Genomic DNA, 18,029 nt, shown 5'->3' on the forward strand with positions numbered 1-18,029 from the left:
CTTCCTGTTCATTTCGTTTTTTCGCGGCAGCGGATTTCGGTGATGACCCGCTTGGTATAGAGCGGAAAGTCGCCGTTCATCATCCAGGCGTAGTAGCTCGGTTCGTGGGCGAAGACCTCCGCCACCGAACGCCCCTTGTACTTGCCGAACCCGAAGACCTCCTCGCCCTTCTCGTTGTAGAGAATGCGGCCCGCATAGTCGGCCGATTCACCCCGCGAGGAGTATTCGGCCAGAGCATCGACGTCGTTCTCCAGGTCGGGATAGCGGTCCAGCTGCGCCTGCAGCACCTCGTAGGTCGCCCGCGTGTCGGCTTCGGCCGAGTGGGCGTCTGTAAGGTCCTTGTCGCAGTAGAACTTGTAGGCGGCCACCAGCGTGCGCTGCTCCTTCTTGTGGAAGATGTTCTGCACGTCGATGAAGCGGCGGCGCTTGAAGTCCACCTCGACGCCCGCACGCATGAACTCCTCGACGAGCAGCGGCAGGTCGAAGCGGTTGGAGTTGAAGCCGCCGAAGTCGCACCCCTGTAGGAACTGCGCGAGCGACTTGGCCACCTGGGCAAAGGTCGGGCAATCCTTCACATCCTCGTCCGTGATGCCGTGGATGGCCGTCGCCTCCTCGGGGATGTGCATCCCCGGGTTGAGCTTGCGCGTCTTGCAGATTTCCTCGCCGTCGGGCATAATCTTAATCATCGACACCTCGACGATGCGGTCCTTCGAGGCGTCGACCCCCGTGGTTTCGAGGTCGAAGAAGACGATGGGCCGTTTGAGCTTGAGTTTCATCGGCGCCCTCCCTATGCGTTAATCATCATCGGCATGAGCAGCATGAGCGACGTGTTGCTCTGCTTCTCGTCGTATACGGGCTTGAAGACGCCGGCGCGCGTCGAGTCGGCCAGTTCGATGACCACCGTCGGAGTCTCGATGTTGGAGAGAATCTCGACCAGGAAGGTCGACTTGAAGCCGATGGTGATGGGCTGTCCGTCGTAGCTGCACGAAATCGTCTCGTTGGCCGACACCGAGAAGTCGATGTCCTGTGCCGTGAGGTTGATGCGGTTCTCCTCGATGTCCATGCGGATGAGGTTGGTCGTCGGGTTCGAGCAGACGGCCACGCGCTTGATGCCGTTGACCAGTTCGATGCGGTCGACGAGCACCTTGTTGGGGTTGTTGGCCGGGATGACGGCGTTGTAGTTCGGGTAGTTGCCCTCGATGAGCCGGCAGACGAGCGTGTGGTTCTTGAGCGTGAAGAGGGCGTTCTTCGAATCGAAGGCCACCTTGATGGCATCCTCCTCCTTGAGCAGCACCGACTTGAGCAGGTTGGCCGGCTTCTTGGGCAGGATGAACGAGGCGTTGATGTCGGTCTCGCGCTCCGATTCATACTTCACCAGCTTGTGGGCGTCGGTTCCGACGAAGGTGAGCGCCGTGGGGCTGAAGTTGATGAAGATGCCGTTCATGACGGGACGCAGCTCGTCGTCGGCCGTGGCGAAAATCGTCTTGTTGATGCCGTTGACCAGCACGTCGACGTCGAGCTCGAGCTCCTTCTTCTCGGCGCTGAGCGTCGGAACGGCGGGATAGCTCACGGCGCTGGCGCCGGGAATCGACAGGGAGCCGCTCTTCCAGTTGATTTTGATTTCCCAGCTCTTGTCGTTCACGTCGATGGTCAGCGGCAGCTCGGGGAACTCCTTCAGCGAGTCGAGCATCAGTTTGCCCGGGGCGGCGATGGTGCCCTCGCTCTCGACGCTGTCGACCGTGATGGACCCGATGAGCGTGGTTTCGAGGTCCGAGGTGGTGACTTTCAGTTCGTTGCCGTTGAGCTCCATGAGGAAGTAGTCGAGAATCGGCAGCGTATTCTTGTTGCTGATGACCTTGCCCGTGGTTGCGAGCAGCGAGAGCAGGGCCGAACTTGATACGGTGAATTTCATGTCTTGCGTGTTTTTACTTATTTCTTTTTCTACTTGCTTCTTGTCTTTTGGGGCGGGGCCCCGGCGGCTGCGCGGACGGCGCGCATCGGGGCTATTCCAGCTCGGCGAGCTTGTCGAGCGCCATGGCGACCATCTTCCGTACGAAGGGCTTGTAGTCCGTGCAGGCGTCGAGCGCCACGCGCTGGGCGATAATCGTGCAGATGGTGGCGGCGCGGTGGCCCATCAGGGCGGCGAGTCCGGCCAGCGCCGAGCCCTCCATCTCGAAGTTGGTGATGCGGCGCCCCTCATACTCGAACGACTCGATTTTCTCGTTCAGGTGGATGTCCTGTGGTTCGAGCCGTACCCAGCGCCCCTGCGGTGCATAGAAGCCCGGGGCGGCGATGGTGATGCCCTCGCGCGTCGTGTCGCGGAAGTGCTCGAAGAGCGTCCGGTCGGCATCGATGAAGTAGGGCTTCGGCAGCAGTTCGTTCCAGCCGGTGTGGCGCATGAAGGCCTGCTCGATGGCCAGGTCGCAGACGTCGTTGCGTCCCTTGTAGTAGTTGAGCAGTCCGTCGAAGCCGACCGACGTGCGCGAGAAGACGAACTCCCCTACGCGAATGTCGGGCTGCAGCGCCCCCGAGGTGCCCAGACGCACGAGCGTCAGCCGCTGCTTTTCGCTCTTCTCCTGGCGGGTGGCGAAGTCGACGTTGACCAGCGCGTCGAGCTCCGTGACCGAGATGTCGATGTTGCCGATGCCGATACCCGTCGAGAGGACAGTCATGCGCTTGCCGCGGTAGGTGCCCGTCACGGTGTGGAATTCGCGGTTGGTTACTTCGCACTCGCGCGAGTCGAAGAACTCGGCCACCATGGCCACGCGGCCCGGGTCGCCGACCAGGATAACGGTGGGCGCAACCTGTCCGGGATGCAGATGAAGGTGGAAAATCGAGCCGTCGTCGTTGATAATCAATTCGGAAGGTGGGATTGTTCTCATGGTAGCCTCTTTTTTTATTTTTATAATTGGCATAAAAGTAATAATTTTACCTCGAATAACAAAACAATCAACCGGCAAATTCTTGCAAATACGTATAACATATTTTAATAAACTCTCAGAGAATCATGACTTTGATTAAATCCATCTCCGGCATTCGGGGAACCATCGGAGGACATGCGGGCGACAACCTCACGCCGCTCGACGTGGTGAAGTTCACGACGGCCTACGCCCGTCTGATTGCCGAGCGCAACCCCGGTCGGAAGCTGACCATCGTCATCGGCCGCGACGCCCGCATATCGGGTGAAATGGTGGCCAATCTGGTCGAGGGAACGCTGCTCGGCTGCGGCGTCGACGTGGTGAACGTCGGGCTCTGCACCACGCCCGGAACGGAGCTGGCCGTCACGGCGCACAAGGCCGACGGCGGCATCATCATCACCGCATCGCACAACCCGCGCCAGTGGAACGCCCTGAAGCTGCTCAACGGCGAGGGTGAGTTTCTGAGCGACGCCGAGGGCAAGCGTGTGCTTGCGATGGCCGAGGAGGAGGATTTCGCCTATCCCGAAATCGACGGCATCGGTCACGTCGTTTCGCGCGAGTCGTACAACGAGCGCCACATCGAGCAGGTGCTGGCGCTGCCGCTGGTCGACGTGGAGGCGGTCCGCGCCCGGAAGTTCAAGGTGGTCGTCGACGCCGTCAACTCGGTGGGCGGCATCGTGATGCCCGAGCTGCTGCGCCGTCTGGGGTGCGAGGTGGTCGAGCTCAACTGCGAGCCGACGGGCGAATTTGCCCACAACCCGGAGCCGCTGCCGCAGAACCTGACCCAAATCGCGCAGGTCATCGTCCGCGAGAAGGCCGACCTGGGCATCGTGGTCGACCCCGACGTCGACCGTCTGGCTTTCGTCAACGAGGACGGCACGATGTTCGTCGAGGAGTATACGCTGGTGGCCGTGGCCGACTACGTGCTGTCGCACAAGGTGGGCAATACGGTCTCGAATCTCAGCTCGTCGCGTGCGCTGCGCGACGTGACGGAGCGTCACGGTGGTCGTTACTACGCTTCGGCCGTCGGCGAGGTGAACGTCGTGGCGAAGATGAAGGAGGTCGGCGCCGTCATCGGCGGCGAGGGCAACGGCGGTGTCATCTACCCCGAGCTGCACTACGGCCGTGACGCACTGGTGGGTACGGCCCTCTTCCTGACCCATCTGGCCAAGTGCGGCATGACCATGACGCAGCTGCGCGCCACCTATCCGGCCTACTACGCCTCGAAGAACAAAATCGAGCTGACGCCGGCCATCGACGTGGATAAAGTGCTGCGTGAGATAAAGGCCCGCTATGCCGGCGAGAAGGTGAACGATATTGATGGCGTAAAGATTGATTTCGCGGAGAACTGGGTGCACCTGCGCAAGTCGAATACCGAGCCCATCATCCGCGTCTATACCGAGGCGAAGTCGATGGAGGAGGCCGATGCGCTGGCGCAGCGTTTTATCGGCGAAATCAAGCAAATCTGCAACCTGTAAAACTCAAATCAACGAATGACGACCATGAATCGGAGACAAATCTGGATGTGGAGCGCTGCGGCGCTCCTGCTGGTCGCCTGCGGAGGCAATGCGACCAAAAAGAGTGCGGCGACCAAGGCTGCTCCCGCTGCGGAGACCTCGGCTGCGGAGGCGCCCGCCTACTGCGGCACCTACCGGGGAACGGTACCTGCGGCCGACTGCCCGGGCATCGAACTGACGCTCACGCTCTCCCCCGACGGCCGCTACGAGCAGACGTGGAACTACATCGAGCGCGAAGGCATCTTCACGGACCGTGGCCCCTATATGGTCGAGGGCGATGTGCTGACGCTCCAGCCCGAGGACGACGGCGTGGCCCTCTATTACAAGTTGGACGGGGAGCGTCTGCTCAAGCTCGATGCCGACCGCAAGCCGCTCGACGGGGAGCAGGCACCCTACTACGAACTCCGTAAAATCGCAAAATAACACACGAGTATGGATAAAGCAAAGAAGTATATCGAGGAGCACAAGGAACAGTTCCTCAACGAGTTGTTCGAGCTGCTGAGAATTCCCTCCATCAGCGCCCAGTCGGAGCACAAGCCCGACATGCGCCGTTGCGCCGAGTGGCTGGCCGCATCGCTCAAGCGCTCGGGCGCCGACCGTGCCGAGGTGATGGAGACGGCGGGCAATCCGGTGGTCTATGCCGAGAAGCGGGTGTCGGATGCGGCGCCCACCGTGCTGGTTTACGGCCACTACGACGTCATGCCGGTCGACCCGCGCGAGGAGTGGAACACCGAGCCTTTCGAACCGGTGATTCGCGACGGCCGCATCTGGGGCCGCGGTGCCGACGACGACAAGGGGCAGCTCTTCATGCACGCCAAGGCCTTCGAGGCGATGTGCGCCACGGGAACGCTCCCCTGCAACGTGAAGTTCATGCTCGAAGGCGAGGAGGAGATTGGTTCGGCAAGCCTCTACGGCTTCTGCGAGCAGCACCGCGAGCTGCTCAAGGCCGACATCATTCTGGTCTCGGACACCTCGATGCTCTCGATGGATACGCCGTCGATTACCTGCGGTCTGCGCGGTCTGGCCTACATGGAGGTCGAGGTGACGGGGCCCAATCACGATCTGCACTCGGGCCTCTACGGCGGTGCGGTGGCCAATCCGGCCAACGTGCTGGCGCGGCTCGTAGCCGACCTTATCGACGACCAGGGCCGGGTGACGATTCCGGGATTCTACGACGACGTGCGCGAGCTGACCCCCGCCGAGCGAGAGGCCTTCAACCGCGCACCGTTCGACGCCGAGGCCTACAAGCGTGCGCTCGATGTCGAGGAGCTGGCGGGTGAGGCCGGCTATACGACTCTGGAGCGTACGGGCGTGCGCCCCTCGCTCGACGTCAACGGCATCTGGGGCGGATACATCGAGGAGGGAACCAAGACGATTATCCCCTCGAAGGCTTCGGCCAAGATTTCGATGCGTCTGGTGCCCCACCAGGATTACCACAAAATCGGCGAGCTGTTCCAGCGTCACTTCGAGGCCGTGGCCCCCAAGTGCGTGAAGGTGCGCGTCAAGGCGCTGCACGGCGGCATGCCCTATGTGGCTCCCACCGACATGCCCGCCTACAAGGCGGCCGAGCGGGCCGTCGAGGAGACCTTCGGCAAGAAGCCGCTCCCCTTCTACTCGGGCGGTTCGATTCCCGTCATCAGCGGCTTCGAGTCGATTCTGGGCATCAAGTCGCTGCTCATGGGCTTCGGTCTGGGCCAGGATGCGATTCATTCGCCCAACGAGAGCTACGGCCTCGACCAGTTCTTCCGCGGCATGGAGACCATTCCGCTGTTCTACAAGTATTTCGCCGAGTTGCGGTAGCGCGCCATGTTCGAGGAGTATCTGGATTTTGCCGTAGGGATGGCCCGCGAGGCGGGACGCATCCAGCTCACCTACTTCCGCGGCGACGACCTGGCCATGAAGACCAAGTCGAACGTCTCGGATGTGGTGACGCGTGCCGACCGCGAAAGTGAGGAGCTCATCGTCCGGAGCATTCTGGAGCGCTACCCTACGCATGCGATTCTGGGCGAAGAGGGCGGCGCGCGCGGCGATGCCGCAAGCGAGTGGCGCTGGGTGGTCGACCCGTTGGACGGCACGACCAACTACAGCCAGGGGCTGCCCGTCTTCTGCGTCTCAATTGCGCTGCAATACCGGGGCGAGACGGTCGTCGGGGTGGTCTATGCCCCCTATCTGCGCGAGCTCTTCACTGCCGTGCGCGGCGGAGGGGCCTGGTGCCGGCGCGGCGACGGAGAGCCCGTACGGCTGCACGTCTCGACGAAGCAGCGCCTTGACTGCTCGGTCGTTGCAACGGGATTCCCTTACGACAAGAGCGAGAATCCCGACAACAACAGCGACAACGTCGCCCGAATCCTCCCCCATGTGCGCGACGTGCGCCGGATGGGGGCTGCGGCTTACGACCTGTCGTGCGTGGCGGCGGCGATGCTCGACGGTTTCTGGGAGCTGAACCTCCACGAGTGGGATGTCTGCGCGGCGTCGCTGCTCGTCATCGAGGCAGGCGGCGTTGTCGAGTCGCTGCGCGCCGACCGCGGCGTCTCGCCCGTGGCGGGCAGTGCGGCACTGGTTGAGCAGATGAAGCGCTACGTGCGCTGACCGTGCCTTGCGGGACGGCGGGCGGAGGTCCTGTCGGGTCGCGCATCGGATGTGGATATATGCAACGAGGGCGGGGTCGAAACCCCGCCCTCGTTCTCTTTGTGGTGACCTGTTTGCCGCGTCAGCGCATCTCCTCGAAGGCGTAGCGCACCGCCCGGTTGAGCAGCGCCACGAAGGGCTGCGTCTGGCGCATCCGCTCGAGCGTGAACTCCAGCAGCCGCCCGTCGAGCAGCTCGCGCTCCGTCATGCGCCGTTCGAGCAGGAACTCCTTGAGGCGCAGCAGCTCGTCGTAGGGGCTGCCCGACGGGAAGCCCCTCGGCGTGCGGCGCAGCGCGTTGTCGCGGCAGAGCGTGAATGCGTCGGCCTGGCGGATGGTCCGCTCGACCTCGGCGCCGTTGTCGAAAATCTCGTCGCGCACCGAGCGCAGCACCACCGGCTCGGGGCAGTAGAGCCCCACGGCCAGCATGTGTCCGTAGGTAGAGCCTTCGCCGGTGTCGGGCTCCACATGGAAGTAGTAGCCGGCATAGCCCGACTTCTTGCCGCCCGGGGCGATGTAGGCGCCGATGTGCTCCTTGTAGGGCCTCTTGTCGGGGCTGAAGCGCGTGTCGCGCGCAATGCGGTAGGTGCAGTCCTGCACGCGCAGCCCGCGAACGGAGGGGTCGAACGACGAAATGCCGTCGATTAGCTGCTCCGTAAAACCGGCGAAGCGCGTTTTCACGCGCTTCCACTCGGCCCGGTGAGCGTCGAACCACTCCCGGTTGTTGTTGTCGTGCAGCTCCCTGAGGAACGCAATGACCTCCTTCATGCTACCACGCGAAGAGCGGATAGTTGGCCATCAGTGCGTTGACGTCGCGGCGCACGGCTGCGATGTTCTCCTCGTTCTCGGGGTCGTTGAGCACGCGGTCAATCAGCCCGACGATGTAGTCCATCTCGTTCTCCTTCAGTCCGCGGGTGGTGATGGCCGGCGTACCGAAGCGCAGACCCGAGGTCTGGAACGGCGAACGGGTGTCGAACGGAACCATGTTCTTGTTGGTCGTGATGTCGGCCGCCACGAGGCACTTCTCGGCCAGCTTGCCGGTCAGCTCGGGGAACTTGGTGCGCAGGTCGACCAGCATCAGGTGGTTGTCCGTGCCGCCCGATACAATCTTGTAGCCGCGCTTGATGAAGGCCTCGGCCATTGCGCGGGCGTTCTTCTGCACCTGCGTCTGGTACTCCTTGTAGCTGGGTTCCAGCGCCTCGCCGAAGGCTACGGCCTTGGCGGCGATGACATGCTCGAGCGGACCGCCCTGGATGCCCGGGAATACGGCCGCGTTGATAATCTGCGACATCTTCTTGATGACACCCTTCGGCGTGGTGAGGCCCCACGGATTGTCGAAGTCCTTGCCCATGAGGATGATGCCGCCGCGCGGACCGCGCAGCGTCTTGTGGGTGGTCGAGGTGACGATGTGGGCATACTTCACGGGGTTGTCGAGCAGCCCGGCGGCGATGAGACCGGCCGTGTGGGCCATGTCAATCATCAGCAGCGCACCCACCTTGTCGGCGATTTCGCGCATGCGCTTGTAGTCCCATTCGCGCGAATAGGCCGAAGCGCCGCCGACGATGAGCTTGGGCTTGCACTCCAGCGCCTTGCGCTCCATGGCGTCGTAGTCGATGCGGCCCGTGGCCTCGTCGAGCTGGTAGCCCACGGCCTTGAAGTACTTGCCCGACATGTTGACCGGCGAACCGTGCGAGAGGTGGCCTCCGTGTGCGAGGTCGAGTCCCATGAAGGTGTCGCCCGGATGCATCACGGCGAAGAATACCGCCATGTTGGCCTGCGCTCCCGAGTGGGGCTGGACGTTGGCGTATTCGGCGCCGTAGAGCCGGCAGATGCGCTCGATGGCCAGCGACTCGACCTTGTCGACCACTTCGCAGCCGCCGTAGTAGCGGGCGGCGGGATAGCCTTCGGCATACTTGTTCGTGAGGACCGAGCCCATGGCCTCCATGACCTGGTCGCTGACGAAGTTCTCCGATGCGATGAGTTCGATGCCGCGCATCTGACGACTGCGCTCGGCGGCAATCAGGTCGAAAATCTGGGTGTCTCTTTTCATGTCTGTTTTTATTTGAAAGGATTTCAATGCGTTCCGTTTCGTCGCTCGCTCCGGCGGCCTGCCTCCTGTCGTCCGGTTCCAGCCATCCGGCCTCTGTTTTCTGCCGTCCGGTCTCCGCCGTCCGGCTTTACGGTCCTGCCGTCCAGCCCTCGCCTTTCGGCCCTCCGGCCCTCCCCGTCCGGCCCTCCGGTGTTCGGCCCGAAGAGGTTGCCGAGCGATTGTACAAAGATAGTAATATTCGGCAATTTCCCGCTCGGAGAAAGCGCATTAAAATATTTTTCTTATCTTTGTCGTGCAAAATCGGATTTTACCAAAAACAAAATAACTATGAAATTACTCGAAGGCAAGGTCGCCGTCATCACGGGTGCAGCCCGCGGTATTGGCAAGGCCATCGCTCTGCAGTTCGCCAAGGAGGGTGCGAACATCGCGTTTACGGACCTGGTAATCGACGAGAACGGCAAGGCTACCGAAGCCGAAATCGCCGCCCTGGGTGTCAAGGCCAAGGGCTATGCGTCGAACGCCGCCAACTTCGAAGAGACCCACAAGGTCATCGACGAAATCGTGAAGGAGTTCGGCCGCATCGACATTCTGGTCAACAACGCCGGCATTACGAAGGACGGTCTGATGATGCGCATGTCGGAGGCTCAGTGGGACGCCGTGCTGACGGTGAACCTCAAGTCGGCATTCAACTTTATCCACGCCGTTGTGCCCGTCATGGCACGTCAGCGCAGCGGTTCGATTATCAACATGTCGTCGGTTGTGGGCGTGAGCGGCAATGCCGGTCAGTGCAACTACTCGGCCTCGAAGGCCGGTATGATTGGCCTGGCCAAGTCGATTGCCAAGGAGATGGGTCCCCGCGGCATCCGTGCCAACTGCATCGCCCCGGGCTTCATCATCACCGACATGACCAACCAGCTTTCGGACGAGGTGAAGGAGAACTGGTGCAAGCAGATTCCGCTGCGTCGCGGCGGTACGCCGGAGGATGTCGCCAAGGTGGCGCTCTTCCTCGCATCGGACCTCTCGTCCTACGTGAGCGGCCAGGTCATCCACTGCTGCGGTGCGATGAACTGCTAAACGCACGGCGGGCTCCCGACTCTTCGGAGGTCGGCTCAGGAGCAACGGGACATCCTCGGCGGATGCCCCGTTTTTCGTCGGCGGGAGGCTTTCGGCAGTCATTTGCTGCATGCAGTATGGCTTTCATCGCATTTTTTCAGCCTTTTGGAGCTATTGTGACCGGATTGGACTAAATTGATGCATGAATTGAGCTGTTTTTGTGTGGGAGGAATGACGTAACACCGAATATTTTTATATATTTGCAAAGAAAATAATCTAACTCTCAATTTAATTAACGTAGTTATGGAAGCTTTAGTAGCAAAAATCAACGAAGAGTTCAAGGCATTCCAGGAGAATGCAACGGCTCAGCTGGAGAAGGGCAACAAGGCCGCCGGTACGCGTGCGCGCAAGGCCGCTCTGGAACTGTCGAAGCTGATGAAGGAGTTCCGCAAGGCATCTCTGGAGGCTGCTGCAAAATAGTTGCAGGCTCGTGCCAAAAAAGAGGCTTTCCTCCGCAGGGGAAAGCCTCTTTTGTTTTGCGGCCGGTGCATGCAGGTATTTTGCCGCCGGTACATGCAGGCGTTTTGCGGCCGGTGCATGCAGGCGTTCAGAAGTGCACGCCGTGGCGGGCGAGCACCCGCAGGTCCTCCTCCGTCAGACCCGTCCGCGGGAAGGGGCGCGCCTCGTTGTGGTCGTTCAGATAGAAGCGCGGCGCATCCCAGTCGTAGGCGTCGTTGACGAGCGAGACCGACGGGTCGAGGTACTCCGTCCGGATGGAGGCCATGTCGGCCATCGTATGGAACAGGGCGTGCGTCGTGGCGGGCGCCTTGCCGTTCCGTTCGGCGGCAGCCACCTTCTCGGGGAAGTTCTTCCGGTACTTGTCGGAGAACCAGCCCAGCGAGGCGACGTAAATCTGATAGGCGGTCGTCGTCGGCGAGGCGTGCAGGAAGCGGCCCCGGCGGTCGTCGAGGATATCCTCGCCGTGGTCGGCGCAGTAGAGCAGCGCCACGCTGGCGTCGAGCGAATTGAGGTAGCCTACGGTGCGGGCCAGGAAGTAGTCCGTATAGCGGATTGAGTTGTCGTAGGCGTTGCGCAGCATCGTCACGTGCTCGGGGTTGATGGCCACGTCGTCATCGGGCCGGAAGTGGGCGAATTCGCGCGGATAGCGCTGGTGGTAGCTGAAGTGCGACCCGTAGCAGTGGAGGACGATGAAGAGCTTCTGTGCCTTGCTGTTGGCAACGATGCGCTGGATTTCGTCGAGCAGCTGCATGTCATGCCGCGGCGAGTGGATGTAGACCAGATGCTCCGACTGGCGGGCCAGCTTGTCAATCATGGCCCCCTGGGGCGCCTGGTTGGAGATGAACCACGTCTCGAAACCCGCTTCGCGGAAGAGTGCCGCGATGCCCTTGCGGCGGTAGAGCTCCTCGTGCTGGTCGGTGGCGATGGAGGAGAGAATCAGCGGAACGCTCTTGTGGGTCGTATTGCTCTGGGTGAGCATGTTGCGGAACGGGATGATGCCGTGGGTCCGCAGCAGCATGGGGTTCGTTTCGCGGTCGTAGCCCCACAGCTGCCAGTTCATGGCGCGTGACGCCTCGCCGACGATATAGACGTAGATTTCGCGTCCCGGAGCCTCGGCCGTACGCGTGGCGTGGAACGTGAAGCCGTCCGACGTCTGTTCGTAGTTGTGCATCTTGCGGAACTCGACGGCGCTCAGCCGCATGTTGTAGAGCACGTTGAGCGGGAAAATCTCGTCGCGCAGCACGTGGCGCTCCTCGCTCACACGGTAGGCCGGCCAGAGGGCCAGCAGTCCCAGACAGAAGAGCGCCGCGCCGGTCAGACCGACGCTCATGCGGGTCGTGCGCGAGATGATGCGGCGGTGGGCGATTTCACGGGCGCCGAGCCACAGCAGCGGAATGTAGATGAGGCAGACGGTGATGACCGCGGGATAGATGTTGCTGAGCAGTTCGGAGGCCTCGCCGGGGTTGGTCGTCAGCAGGTTGGTGAACATGTCCGTGGCAATAATCGAATTGCCGAACAGGTAGAGCAACACCAGCTGAAAGGCGCAGAAGAAGATGAAGGCGAATCCCAGCCAAATCATGATGCCCGAGCGTTTGAGCAGCACGCTCCACATCATGTAGAAGCCCAGCGGCAGCAGGATGAGCGCCTCGACCGTCCAGCCCGAGTAGGGCTCCGTAATGGCCAGCACGCAGTTCGGGATAATCAGCGCAACGAAGAAGTAGACCGTGACCAGAATGGTGAACCGGCTTCTGGTCAGCGGCTTTTTCGGTTTGAGTCGCTTTTTCTTCTTGGTGTTATCGTCTGTCGTTGTGGCCATGGTTCGTTTCGTTTAGAACGCCTCGTTGATGTTGAGCATGAAGCCGCTCGTCTTGCGGCCGAAGCCGTAGTCGAGGCGTACGTTCGTACGTTTTTTAAGTTCCCAGCGCAGGCCGATGCCGTAGTTGGGCAGCGTCTCCGACCAGTTGAAGGTCGAGAGGCGGTGGAAGACGTTGCCGGCACCGCCCCACACCGTGCAGCCGATGCGGCGCCAGATGCGCTGGCGCAGTTCGACCTGGAACGTAATCAAGCCGTTATCGGTATACTGACCCTCATAGTAGCCGCGCATGCGCTGACTGCCGCCCATGCGGGCAAGCATCGGCCACGGCGTACCGTCGGAGTTGAATTCACCGTAGAGGTCGATGGCCAGGATGCCGTCGCGCCACACCCGCTGGTAGAAGTCGGCCGTGAAGTTGGTGCGCCAGAGCGACTGCCCGCAGTTGCCCATCGGTTTGGGATAGAAGGTCTCCACGAGGCTGATGTAGATACCCCGGAAGGGGTTCGGGATGAAGTCGCGCGAGTCATACTCGATGATGGCGCCGATGCCCGTGGCCGTGTAGCCGGTCTTCTGCTGCACGCCGTCGAAGGTGATGTAGCTCAGGTCCGAGAACTTCTTGCCCTTGGTATAGTCGAAGCCGAGCATGCCGCCGATGAAGGTGTTGGGCAGCACGCGATAGAGGTAGCGCACGTCGACGTTGTAGCGCTTCTCGACGAAGTTGCCCTTTTCACCGTAGGCTCCGGCCCGATACCCTACTCCCCAGATGTCGCGCGGCTGCGACTTGAAGTCCACCGAGTAGTCGATGCGGCTGCGGTTCTGCGCGAAGATGTTGTTGCCCGTGACGCCCACGGCGTAGAAGCCCGTGATGGAGACGCTGGCGAAGATGGAGACGTTCGAGGGCGAGGTGACCGAGTCGCTCCGGTCGAGCCGGTAGAGTCCGGCGGCCAATACGCCGATGCCCAGGCTGGTGTTTTTCGAGTAGCTGGGACCGCCGGCGAAGGTGAAGTCGATTTTCTTCTCGAAGGTCTTGTCGGTGGTCGACTCGCCGAAGTAGTTGACAATCCGGCGCAGGAACGACGGCCGTCGTCGGGGCAGGGAATCGGATGCGACCGGTACGGACGCTGTGGCTGCTGCCGGCGCCGGGGTATAGGTATAGTGCAACGTATCGGTGCCGCGTACATAGATGCTGTCCACCGGGACCGCCTCTGCCGCACCGTTCATGCCGTTCATGCCGTTCGTGTTGTTCGTGCTGTCCTGCTGCGCCAGCGCCGGAAGCAAACCTCCGGAGAGCAGGCAGACGAGTAGGGCCGTACGCAACATGCGGTTGTTATTTGTAGTTTTCGAGTACCTTGTAGAATTCGTTGATGTCCGCCTGCGAGAGCTCGCCCTTGCGCATGAAGACCAGCTCGCCCTCCTTGGAGACCAGCAGCAGCACGAACTTGTTGTTGCAGTCGCCCAGCCCCCAGGCCGTGCTCAGCGTACGGCTTTCGTCGGCGAGAACAATCGCTCCGTTGCTTTCGGTGCGCTTGCGGGCCATCATGCGGGCCATGTTGTTGGGAATCAGCGGTGCATCCATGAGGTTCATGACGCCGAATCCAACGAGGTTGTCGCCTTCGGCGCGGTGGTTCTTCTCCATGTCGGTGGTGAACGCCTCGTTCTGCTTGTGACGGTCGGGGTCCACGTAGAATATCATGAGGTTCTTCTCGCCCCAGTACGGCAGTTTCGCGGGTTTGCCATTGAGGTCAACCAATCGTACATTTTCCACTTTGCGGGGCAGCTCCTGAGCCTGGACAACCGAAAGGGTCAGGGCGCATGCCGCGAGAGTCATCAATGCTTTCAACTTCATTGTCACACAAATTAAAGAACTGCGCAAAGGTATAATTTTTTTGCCGGATATGCACCATCGAATGGCCGCATTTATGTCCTGAAAGTTCAATATGAGGCTCTTGACTCCGCCTAAAGCGCATCCGGAACGGGTTGGGTTCCGTTTCAGTGTTCGATTGTTCCGCATGTGCGGTGCATGCAAAACGGGGCGCGGCGTGCCCTATCCAAAACGGTTTTTCGCTATCTTTGTCCCGCTATGAAACAGAGGATACTTTTCGTTTGCCTCGGCAACATCTGCCGCTCGCCGGCCGCCGAGGGTATTTTGCGCAGCCTGGCCGAGCGGAGCGGCATGGCCGGGGAGATTGAGGTCGATTCGGCCGGAACCTACGGTGGTCATGCGGGCGATTTGCCCGATGCGCGCATGCGCCGGGCCGCCGCGCGGCGCGGTTACGAGCTTACGCACCGTGCACGCCGCCTCCGCGAGTCTGATTTCGAGGCGTTTGACATGATTGTGGTGATGGACGACATGAACTACGAGGCGGCCCACCGCATGGCTCCGTCGCGGAGCGAGGCCGCAAAGATTTTCCGCATGGTGGAGTTCTGCCCGTCGTTCCCCGACCGGAGCTACGTGCCCGACCCCTACTACGAGGGGCATGAGGGGTTCGAGCTGGTGCTCGACATGCTCGAGGAGGGGTGTCGCAACATCCTGGAGCGCTGCCGGGATGAGGCTCAGAAGTCGAGTCCGAAGCTGATGCAGTAGGTGTCGCGCAGCGGCGAAGAGTCGGCGGCGAAGAGGTAGGCGAAGTCCAGCCGCAGGTGCATGAAGCGGACGCCGGCGCCGACCGAGGCGAAGTTGGGCGAGTAGATGCGGTCCTCGCCGTAGTGGTAGCCGGCCCGCAGCTGGAAGAGCTGCATGAGGTTGTATTCGGCACCGACCGAGAGCTCGAAGCCCCGGGTCTGCTGCGGCGTGAAGCAGTATCCGAGGTCGGTTCCGACAGTCACCTCGTGGGCGTCGGTGATGTAGGTGTCGAGTGCCACGCCGGCCGTGGCGCTCATCGGCAGGCGGAGCCCCGAGTGGTCGAGATAGCCGCCCAGATTGGCCAGCTTGCCGCCCACGCGTAGCGTCGAGTAGCTGCCGAGGTTTTCGAGCGGCAGCGCATAGAGCATGCTCAGGTCGACGGCAAGGGCGTCGAACGTCACTCCGGCCGGACGCCGCAGATGGAGGTAGCGCCCCGCGAGGCCGACGGCCCACCGCTCGTTGATGCGGTAGGCGTAGCCCAGGTCGAGCGCCATGTCGCTGTTGCTCTTTTCACGCAGGTACTGCCGCCAGCCGGCCTGGATGGCGTGCACCTGACCGAGGCGCCAGAAACCCGAGACGGAGTAGAAGTCATCGCCTTCGGGTGCGAGGTAGGTCGAGGAGAGCTGGCCGGGGGTGGTGGCGAAGACGGCCGCCGCCGCATTGGTATAGATGGTGTGGGAGCCTGCGAGGAGCGTGGTCGAGAGTCCGCCCATGGCCATCGCCTTGGCGTCGGAGAGCGGGAGCGAAGCCTCCTGGGCGCGGAGCGTCCCGCCGAGGATCAGAAGCACGATGAGCGCCGAAATCCGTTTCATCATAAAGCGTTGTGTTCGTGGCGGGTGGTGAGCTCCGCCGGGTTCAGGACAAATATACGACATATCCGCCAGACTCCCAAATGCCTCGGGGTGAAAGTGCGGCAAGGCGCGTCGCACGACCGCCGTTACTCCCCTGCGGGGGAGGATGCGGCAGCATGCGACGCGCCTTTGTGCGTGCGGCGGCTTCACCGGGGGGCTACTCCTCGACGATGCGGATGGAGAGAATCCGGTCGCCGCGGCGGATTTCGTCGATGACGTCGAGCCCCTCGACCACCCGGCCGAAGCAGGTGTGGATGCCGTCGAGGTGCTTCGTATTTTCGCGATTGAGGCAGATGAAGAACTGCGAGCCGCCCGTATCGCGGCCGGCGTGGGCCATCGAGAGCACGCCCCGGTCGTGGTACTGGAGCGGGGCCGAGGTCTCGCACTTGATGCAGTAGCCCGGGCCGCCCGTTCCGTCGCCGCGGGGGCATCCGCCCTGGATGACGAAGTCGGGGATGACGCGGTGGAAGGTCAGCCCGTCGTAGAAGTTGTGGTTGGCCAGGTCGATGAAGTTGGCCACCGTGCCGGGTGTCGCCTCGGTGTAGAGTTCGGCCTTCATCACCCCTTTCTCGGTCGAAATGACTGCGTATTGTTTCATGTGTGTCGGGTGTATTGGTGCGGGACGTGCGTCCCGGCTGTTTTTCCGTTTCGGGGGCGGGATGGATGCCGCTACCCCGCTCTTCCCTATTTAATAGAGGTAGTGCTCCATGAGCGGCGTGAGCAGTGCCGTGGCCAGCCCCATCAGCGCCATGGCCAGACCGCTGAGGGCCCCCTCGACGGCTCCGATTTCGATGGCGCGCGCCGTGCCGATGCCGTGGGCCGCCGAGCCCAGCGCAAAGCCGCGGGCCTGGGGGTCGGTAACGCCGCACCGGCGGAGAATCCACTCTCCGAAGATGCTGCCGAAGATGCCCACGCAGAAGACCACCACCGAGGTGACCGTCGCGATGCCGCCCAGAGGGCCTGCCACCGAGACGGCGATGGGCACGGTGACCGATTTGGGGGCCAGCGAGTTGACAATCGCCCGCTCGGCACCGAATGCCATGGCGATGTAGACCACGCTCAGCACTCCCACGACGCAGCCGGCAAGCGTCGAGATGATGACCGGGGTGAGCCGGCCGCGCAGTTGGTCGATTTGCTCGTACATCAGATAGCCCAGAGCGACGACCGACATGCCCAGCACGAAGTTCAGGATGCTCGTGGCCTCCTGATAGCGCGGGTAGTCGATGCCCGTGCAGCGCAGAAAGACGATGACGGCGATGAAGGTGAGCAGCACGGGGTGGAGCAGCGGCGTGTGGACGCGTCGGTAGAGGCGCATCCCGACGCAGTAGAGGCCGACGGTGAGCGTCAGCAGGAAAAGGTCCGAAGCGATGATGTCATACCACATGATGGGAAGGTGTATGTTGCTGTTTGCGTGTTGTTTGGGTGAGGAAAACTATCGGGCTGCCGCATCGTGCTGTCCGTCGGACGTCTCGCTTCGCCGGACGGCTTTGGATTCAGCACCGGACCCGGCGGCTGCGGAGACCGTCTCTCCGGACGCCTCTTCGGGCATCTCCTCGCCCGGCAGGGGCGGAATCTCCTCTTCGGGCTCGGCCACGGGCGGCAGCGGGGCTCCGTAGCGGCGGTTGAGACTCTGGAAGGTCTTGCCGGCCACGAGCAGCACGGCGACCGTCGAGACGACGCCCGAGACCACCACGGCCCACAGATTGTCGAGAATCACCCGGTAGGAGTCCATCAGCCCCACGCCGAAGGGGACGAAGAAGAGCGCCATGCCGGCCAGCAGGAAACGGGCTGCCGGCCGCACGGTCTCGGCCTTGACCCAGTGCAGGCAGAGCGAGGCGAAGAGCAGCACCATGCCGATGATGTTGCCCGATACGATGTTCCCGGTCAGGCGGCTCAGTACGTTGCCCACCAGCCAGAAGAAGAGGATGTAGAAGAGTCCTGTCATGATTCGGAGCTTTGTGCGCGGAGCGGCGGCTTTGTGAAACCCCATCCGGCGTGCCGTTTGCCCTGCCGGAGCGGCTCCCCGTCCGGTTTGGCGCGGCAAATATAGGGCTTTCCC

General features: G+C 62.1%; 18 protein-coding genes and 1 pseudogene. 7 read left to right on the top strand and 12 right to left on the bottom strand.

The annotated features are described in order from the left end of the window. Window positions 1–8: 8 nt before the first annotated feature. The 3 genes from B5F90_RS05710 to B5F90_RS05720 all read right to left on the bottom strand — a co-directional run bounded on the left by B5F90_RS05710 (window position 9) and on the right by B5F90_RS05720 (window position 2,882). Window positions 9–776, bottom strand: coding sequence for a 3'-5' exonuclease (locus B5F90_RS05710; protein WP_087361836.1), 768 nt, complete (start codon window positions 774–776; stop codon window positions 9–11). An 11-nt stretch (window positions 777–787) separates the two neighbouring features. After that, on the bottom strand, window positions 788–1,912 hold the full coding sequence (dnaN, locus tag B5F90_RS05715) for a DNA polymerase III subunit beta (RefSeq protein ID WP_087361837.1): 1,125 nt from the start codon (window positions 1,910–1,912) through the stop codon (window positions 788–790). 91 nt (window positions 1,913–2,003) lie between these two features. After that, window positions 2,004–2,882, bottom strand: coding sequence for a nucleoside phosphorylase (locus B5F90_RS05720; protein WP_087361838.1), 879 nt, complete (start codon window positions 2,880–2,882; stop codon window positions 2,004–2,006). A gap of 125 nt (window positions 2,883–3,007) precedes the next feature. Here B5F90_RS05720 and glmM point away from each other — a divergent pair, with 125 nt between their 5' ends. The 4 genes from glmM to B5F90_RS05740 are packed head-to-tail and all read left to right on the top strand — an operon-like array spanning window position 3,008 to window position 7,024. Then, entirely contained in the window at window positions 3,008–4,396 is a 1,389-nt protein-coding gene (glmM, locus tag B5F90_RS05725; protein WP_087361839.1) for a phosphoglucosamine mutase, read from the top strand. A gap of 15 nt (window positions 4,397–4,411) precedes the next feature. After that, complete coding sequence (locus B5F90_RS05730; protein WP_087361840.1) at window positions 4,412–4,858, top strand: copper resistance protein NlpE; 447 nt, start codon at window positions 4,412–4,414, stop codon at window positions 4,856–4,858. Between the two features lie 9 nt (window positions 4,859–4,867). Further along, on the top strand, window positions 4,868–6,235 hold the full coding sequence (locus B5F90_RS05735) for a dipeptidase (RefSeq protein ID WP_087361841.1): 1,368 nt from the start codon (window positions 4,868–4,870) through the stop codon (window positions 6,233–6,235). 6 nt (window positions 6,236–6,241) lie between these two features. Then, a complete protein-coding gene (locus tag B5F90_RS05740) occupies window positions 6,242–7,024 on the top strand; it encodes an inositol monophosphatase family protein (RefSeq protein WP_087361842.1) in 783 nt (260 codons plus the stop codon). A 121-nt stretch (window positions 7,025–7,145) separates the two neighbouring features. On the opposite strand, the gene B5F90_RS05745 is transcribed toward B5F90_RS05740, so the two are convergent. Further along, window positions 7,146–7,829, bottom strand: coding sequence for a DUF2461 domain-containing protein (locus tag B5F90_RS05745; protein WP_087361843.1), 684 nt, complete (start codon window positions 7,827–7,829; stop codon window positions 7,146–7,148). 1 nt (window position 7,830) lies between these two features. Beyond that, window positions 7,831–9,111 (bottom strand): serine hydroxymethyltransferase, encoded by a 1,281-nt coding sequence (gene glyA / locus B5F90_RS05750; RefSeq protein WP_087361844.1) that lies wholly within the window; start codon window positions 9,109–9,111, stop codon window positions 7,831–7,833. 327 nt (window positions 9,112–9,438) lie between these two features. Between glyA and fabG the strand changes: the two genes are divergently transcribed. Next, window positions 9,439–10,185, top strand: coding sequence for a 3-oxoacyl-[acyl-carrier-protein] reductase (gene fabG, locus B5F90_RS05755; protein ID WP_087361845.1), 747 nt, complete (start codon window positions 9,439–9,441; stop codon window positions 10,183–10,185). A 282-nt stretch (window positions 10,186–10,467) separates the two neighbouring features. Next, window positions 10,468–10,644: a histone H1 gene (locus B5F90_RS05760; protein ID WP_087361846.1), complete on the top strand. Its 177-nt coding sequence runs from the start codon at window positions 10,468–10,470 to the stop codon at window positions 10,642–10,644. Window positions 10,645–10,771: 127 nt separating this feature from the next. Here B5F90_RS05760 and B5F90_RS05765 read toward each other — a convergent pair whose 3' ends face one another. The 3 genes from B5F90_RS05765 to B5F90_RS05775 all read right to left on the bottom strand — a co-directional run bounded on the left by B5F90_RS05765 (window position 10,772) and on the right by B5F90_RS05775 (window position 14,342). Then, window positions 10,772–12,499: a lipid A phosphoethanolamine transferase gene (locus B5F90_RS05765; RefSeq protein WP_087361847.1), complete on the bottom strand. Its 1,728-nt coding sequence runs from the start codon at window positions 12,497–12,499 to the stop codon at window positions 10,772–10,774. A 12-nt stretch (window positions 12,500–12,511) separates the two neighbouring features. Next, on the bottom strand, window positions 12,512–13,726 hold the full coding sequence (locus B5F90_RS05770) for a hypothetical protein (protein WP_087361880.1): 1,215 nt from the start codon (window positions 13,724–13,726) through the stop codon (window positions 12,512–12,514). A 97-nt stretch (window positions 13,727–13,823) separates the two neighbouring features. Continuing rightward, entirely contained in the window at window positions 13,824–14,342 is a 519-nt protein-coding gene (locus B5F90_RS05775; RefSeq protein WP_087361848.1) for a hypothetical protein, read from the bottom strand. A gap of 234 nt (window positions 14,343–14,576) precedes the next feature. Between B5F90_RS05775 and B5F90_RS05780 the strand changes: the two genes are divergently transcribed. Then, window positions 14,577–15,080 carry a low molecular weight protein-tyrosine-phosphatase gene (locus B5F90_RS05780; protein ID WP_087361849.1) on the top strand — a complete coding sequence of 168 codons (504 nt, stop codon included), beginning with the start codon at window positions 14,577–14,579 and terminating at the stop codon, window positions 15,078–15,080. Here the strand turns inward: B5F90_RS05780 and B5F90_RS05785 are convergent. The 4 genes and pseudogenes from B5F90_RS05785 to B5F90_RS11270 form a co-directional block, all read right to left on the bottom strand. Beyond that, window positions 15,050–15,934: a PorV/PorQ family protein gene (locus B5F90_RS05785; protein ID WP_239307750.1), complete on the bottom strand. Its 885-nt coding sequence runs from the start codon at window positions 15,932–15,934 to the stop codon at window positions 15,050–15,052. The two genes, B5F90_RS05780 and B5F90_RS05785, sit on opposite strands and share 31 nt — an antisense overlap. Before the next feature lie 193 nt (window positions 15,935–16,127). Further along, window positions 16,128–16,568, bottom strand: coding sequence for a peptidylprolyl isomerase (locus tag B5F90_RS05790; RefSeq protein WP_087361851.1), 441 nt, complete (start codon window positions 16,566–16,568; stop codon window positions 16,128–16,130). A gap of 90 nt (window positions 16,569–16,658) precedes the next feature. Then, window positions 16,659–17,354, bottom strand: a complete 696-nt coding sequence (locus B5F90_RS05795; protein ID WP_087361852.1) for an LrgB family protein — start codon at window positions 17,352–17,354, stop codon at window positions 16,659–16,661. 231 nt (window positions 17,355–17,585) lie between these two features. Next, window positions 17,586–17,915, bottom strand: a pseudogene (locus tag B5F90_RS11270) (CidA/LrgA family protein); the annotation flags it as partial. Window positions 17,916–18,029 lie beyond the last annotated feature (114 nt).

Source organism: Alistipes sp. An31A, from assembly GCF_002159425.1.
In the GTDB taxonomy this organism is placed as follows: Bacteria; Bacteroidota; Bacteroidia; order Bacteroidales; family Rikenellaceae; genus Alistipes; species Alistipes excrementigallinarum.

Excerpts from the sequence above, each read along its gene's own strand:
- B5F90_RS05710 (WP_087361836.1), bottom strand. The coding sequence starts at position 776 with ATGAAACTCAAGCTCAAACGGCCCATCGTCTTCTTCGACCTCGAAACC.
- dnaN (WP_087361837.1), bottom strand. The coding sequence starts at position 1,912 with ATGAAATTCACCGTATCAAGTTCGGCCCTGCTCTCGCTGCTCGCAACC.
- B5F90_RS05720 (WP_087361838.1), bottom strand. The coding sequence starts at position 2,882 with ATGAGAACAATCCCACCTTCCGAATTGATTATCAACGACGACGGCTCG.
- glmM (WP_087361839.1), top strand. The coding sequence starts at position 3,008 with ATGACTTTGATTAAATCCATCTCCGGCATTCGGGGAACCATCGGAGGA.
- B5F90_RS05730 (WP_087361840.1), top strand. The coding sequence starts at position 4,412 with ATGACGACCATGAATCGGAGACAAATCTGGATGTGGAGCGCTGCGGCG.
- B5F90_RS05735 (WP_087361841.1), top strand. The coding sequence starts at position 4,868 with ATGGATAAAGCAAAGAAGTATATCGAGGAGCACAAGGAACAGTTCCTC.
- B5F90_RS05740 (WP_087361842.1), top strand. The coding sequence starts at position 6,242 with ATGTTCGAGGAGTATCTGGATTTTGCCGTAGGGATGGCCCGCGAGGCG.
- B5F90_RS05745 (WP_087361843.1), bottom strand. The coding sequence starts at position 7,829 with ATGAAGGAGGTCATTGCGTTCCTCAGGGAGCTGCACGACAACAACAAC.
- glyA (WP_087361844.1), bottom strand. The coding sequence starts at position 9,111 with ATGAAAAGAGACACCCAGATTTTCGACCTGATTGCCGCCGAGCGCAGT.
- fabG (WP_087361845.1), top strand. The coding sequence starts at position 9,439 with ATGAAATTACTCGAAGGCAAGGTCGCCGTCATCACGGGTGCAGCCCGC.
- B5F90_RS05760 (WP_087361846.1), top strand. The coding sequence starts at position 10,468 with ATGGAAGCTTTAGTAGCAAAAATCAACGAAGAGTTCAAGGCATTCCAG.
- B5F90_RS05765 (WP_087361847.1), bottom strand. The coding sequence starts at position 12,499 with ATGGCCACAACGACAGACGATAACACCAAGAAGAAAAAGCGACTCAAA.
- B5F90_RS05770 (WP_087361880.1), bottom strand. The coding sequence starts at position 13,726 with ATGAACGGCATGAACGGTGCGGCAGAGGCGGTCCCGGTGGACAGCATC.
- B5F90_RS05775 (WP_087361848.1), bottom strand. The coding sequence starts at position 14,342 with ATGAAGTTGAAAGCATTGATGACTCTCGCGGCATGCGCCCTGACCCTT.
- B5F90_RS05780 (WP_087361849.1), top strand. The coding sequence starts at position 14,577 with ATGAAACAGAGGATACTTTTCGTTTGCCTCGGCAACATCTGCCGCTCG.
- B5F90_RS05785 (WP_239307750.1), bottom strand. The coding sequence starts at position 15,934 with ATGATGAAACGGATTTCGGCGCTCATCGTGCTTCTGATCCTCGGCGGG.
- B5F90_RS05790 (WP_087361851.1), bottom strand. The coding sequence starts at position 16,568 with ATGAAACAATACGCAGTCATTTCGACCGAGAAAGGGGTGATGAAGGCC.
- B5F90_RS05795 (WP_087361852.1), bottom strand. The coding sequence starts at position 17,354 with ATGTGGTATGACATCATCGCTTCGGACCTTTTCCTGCTGACGCTCACC.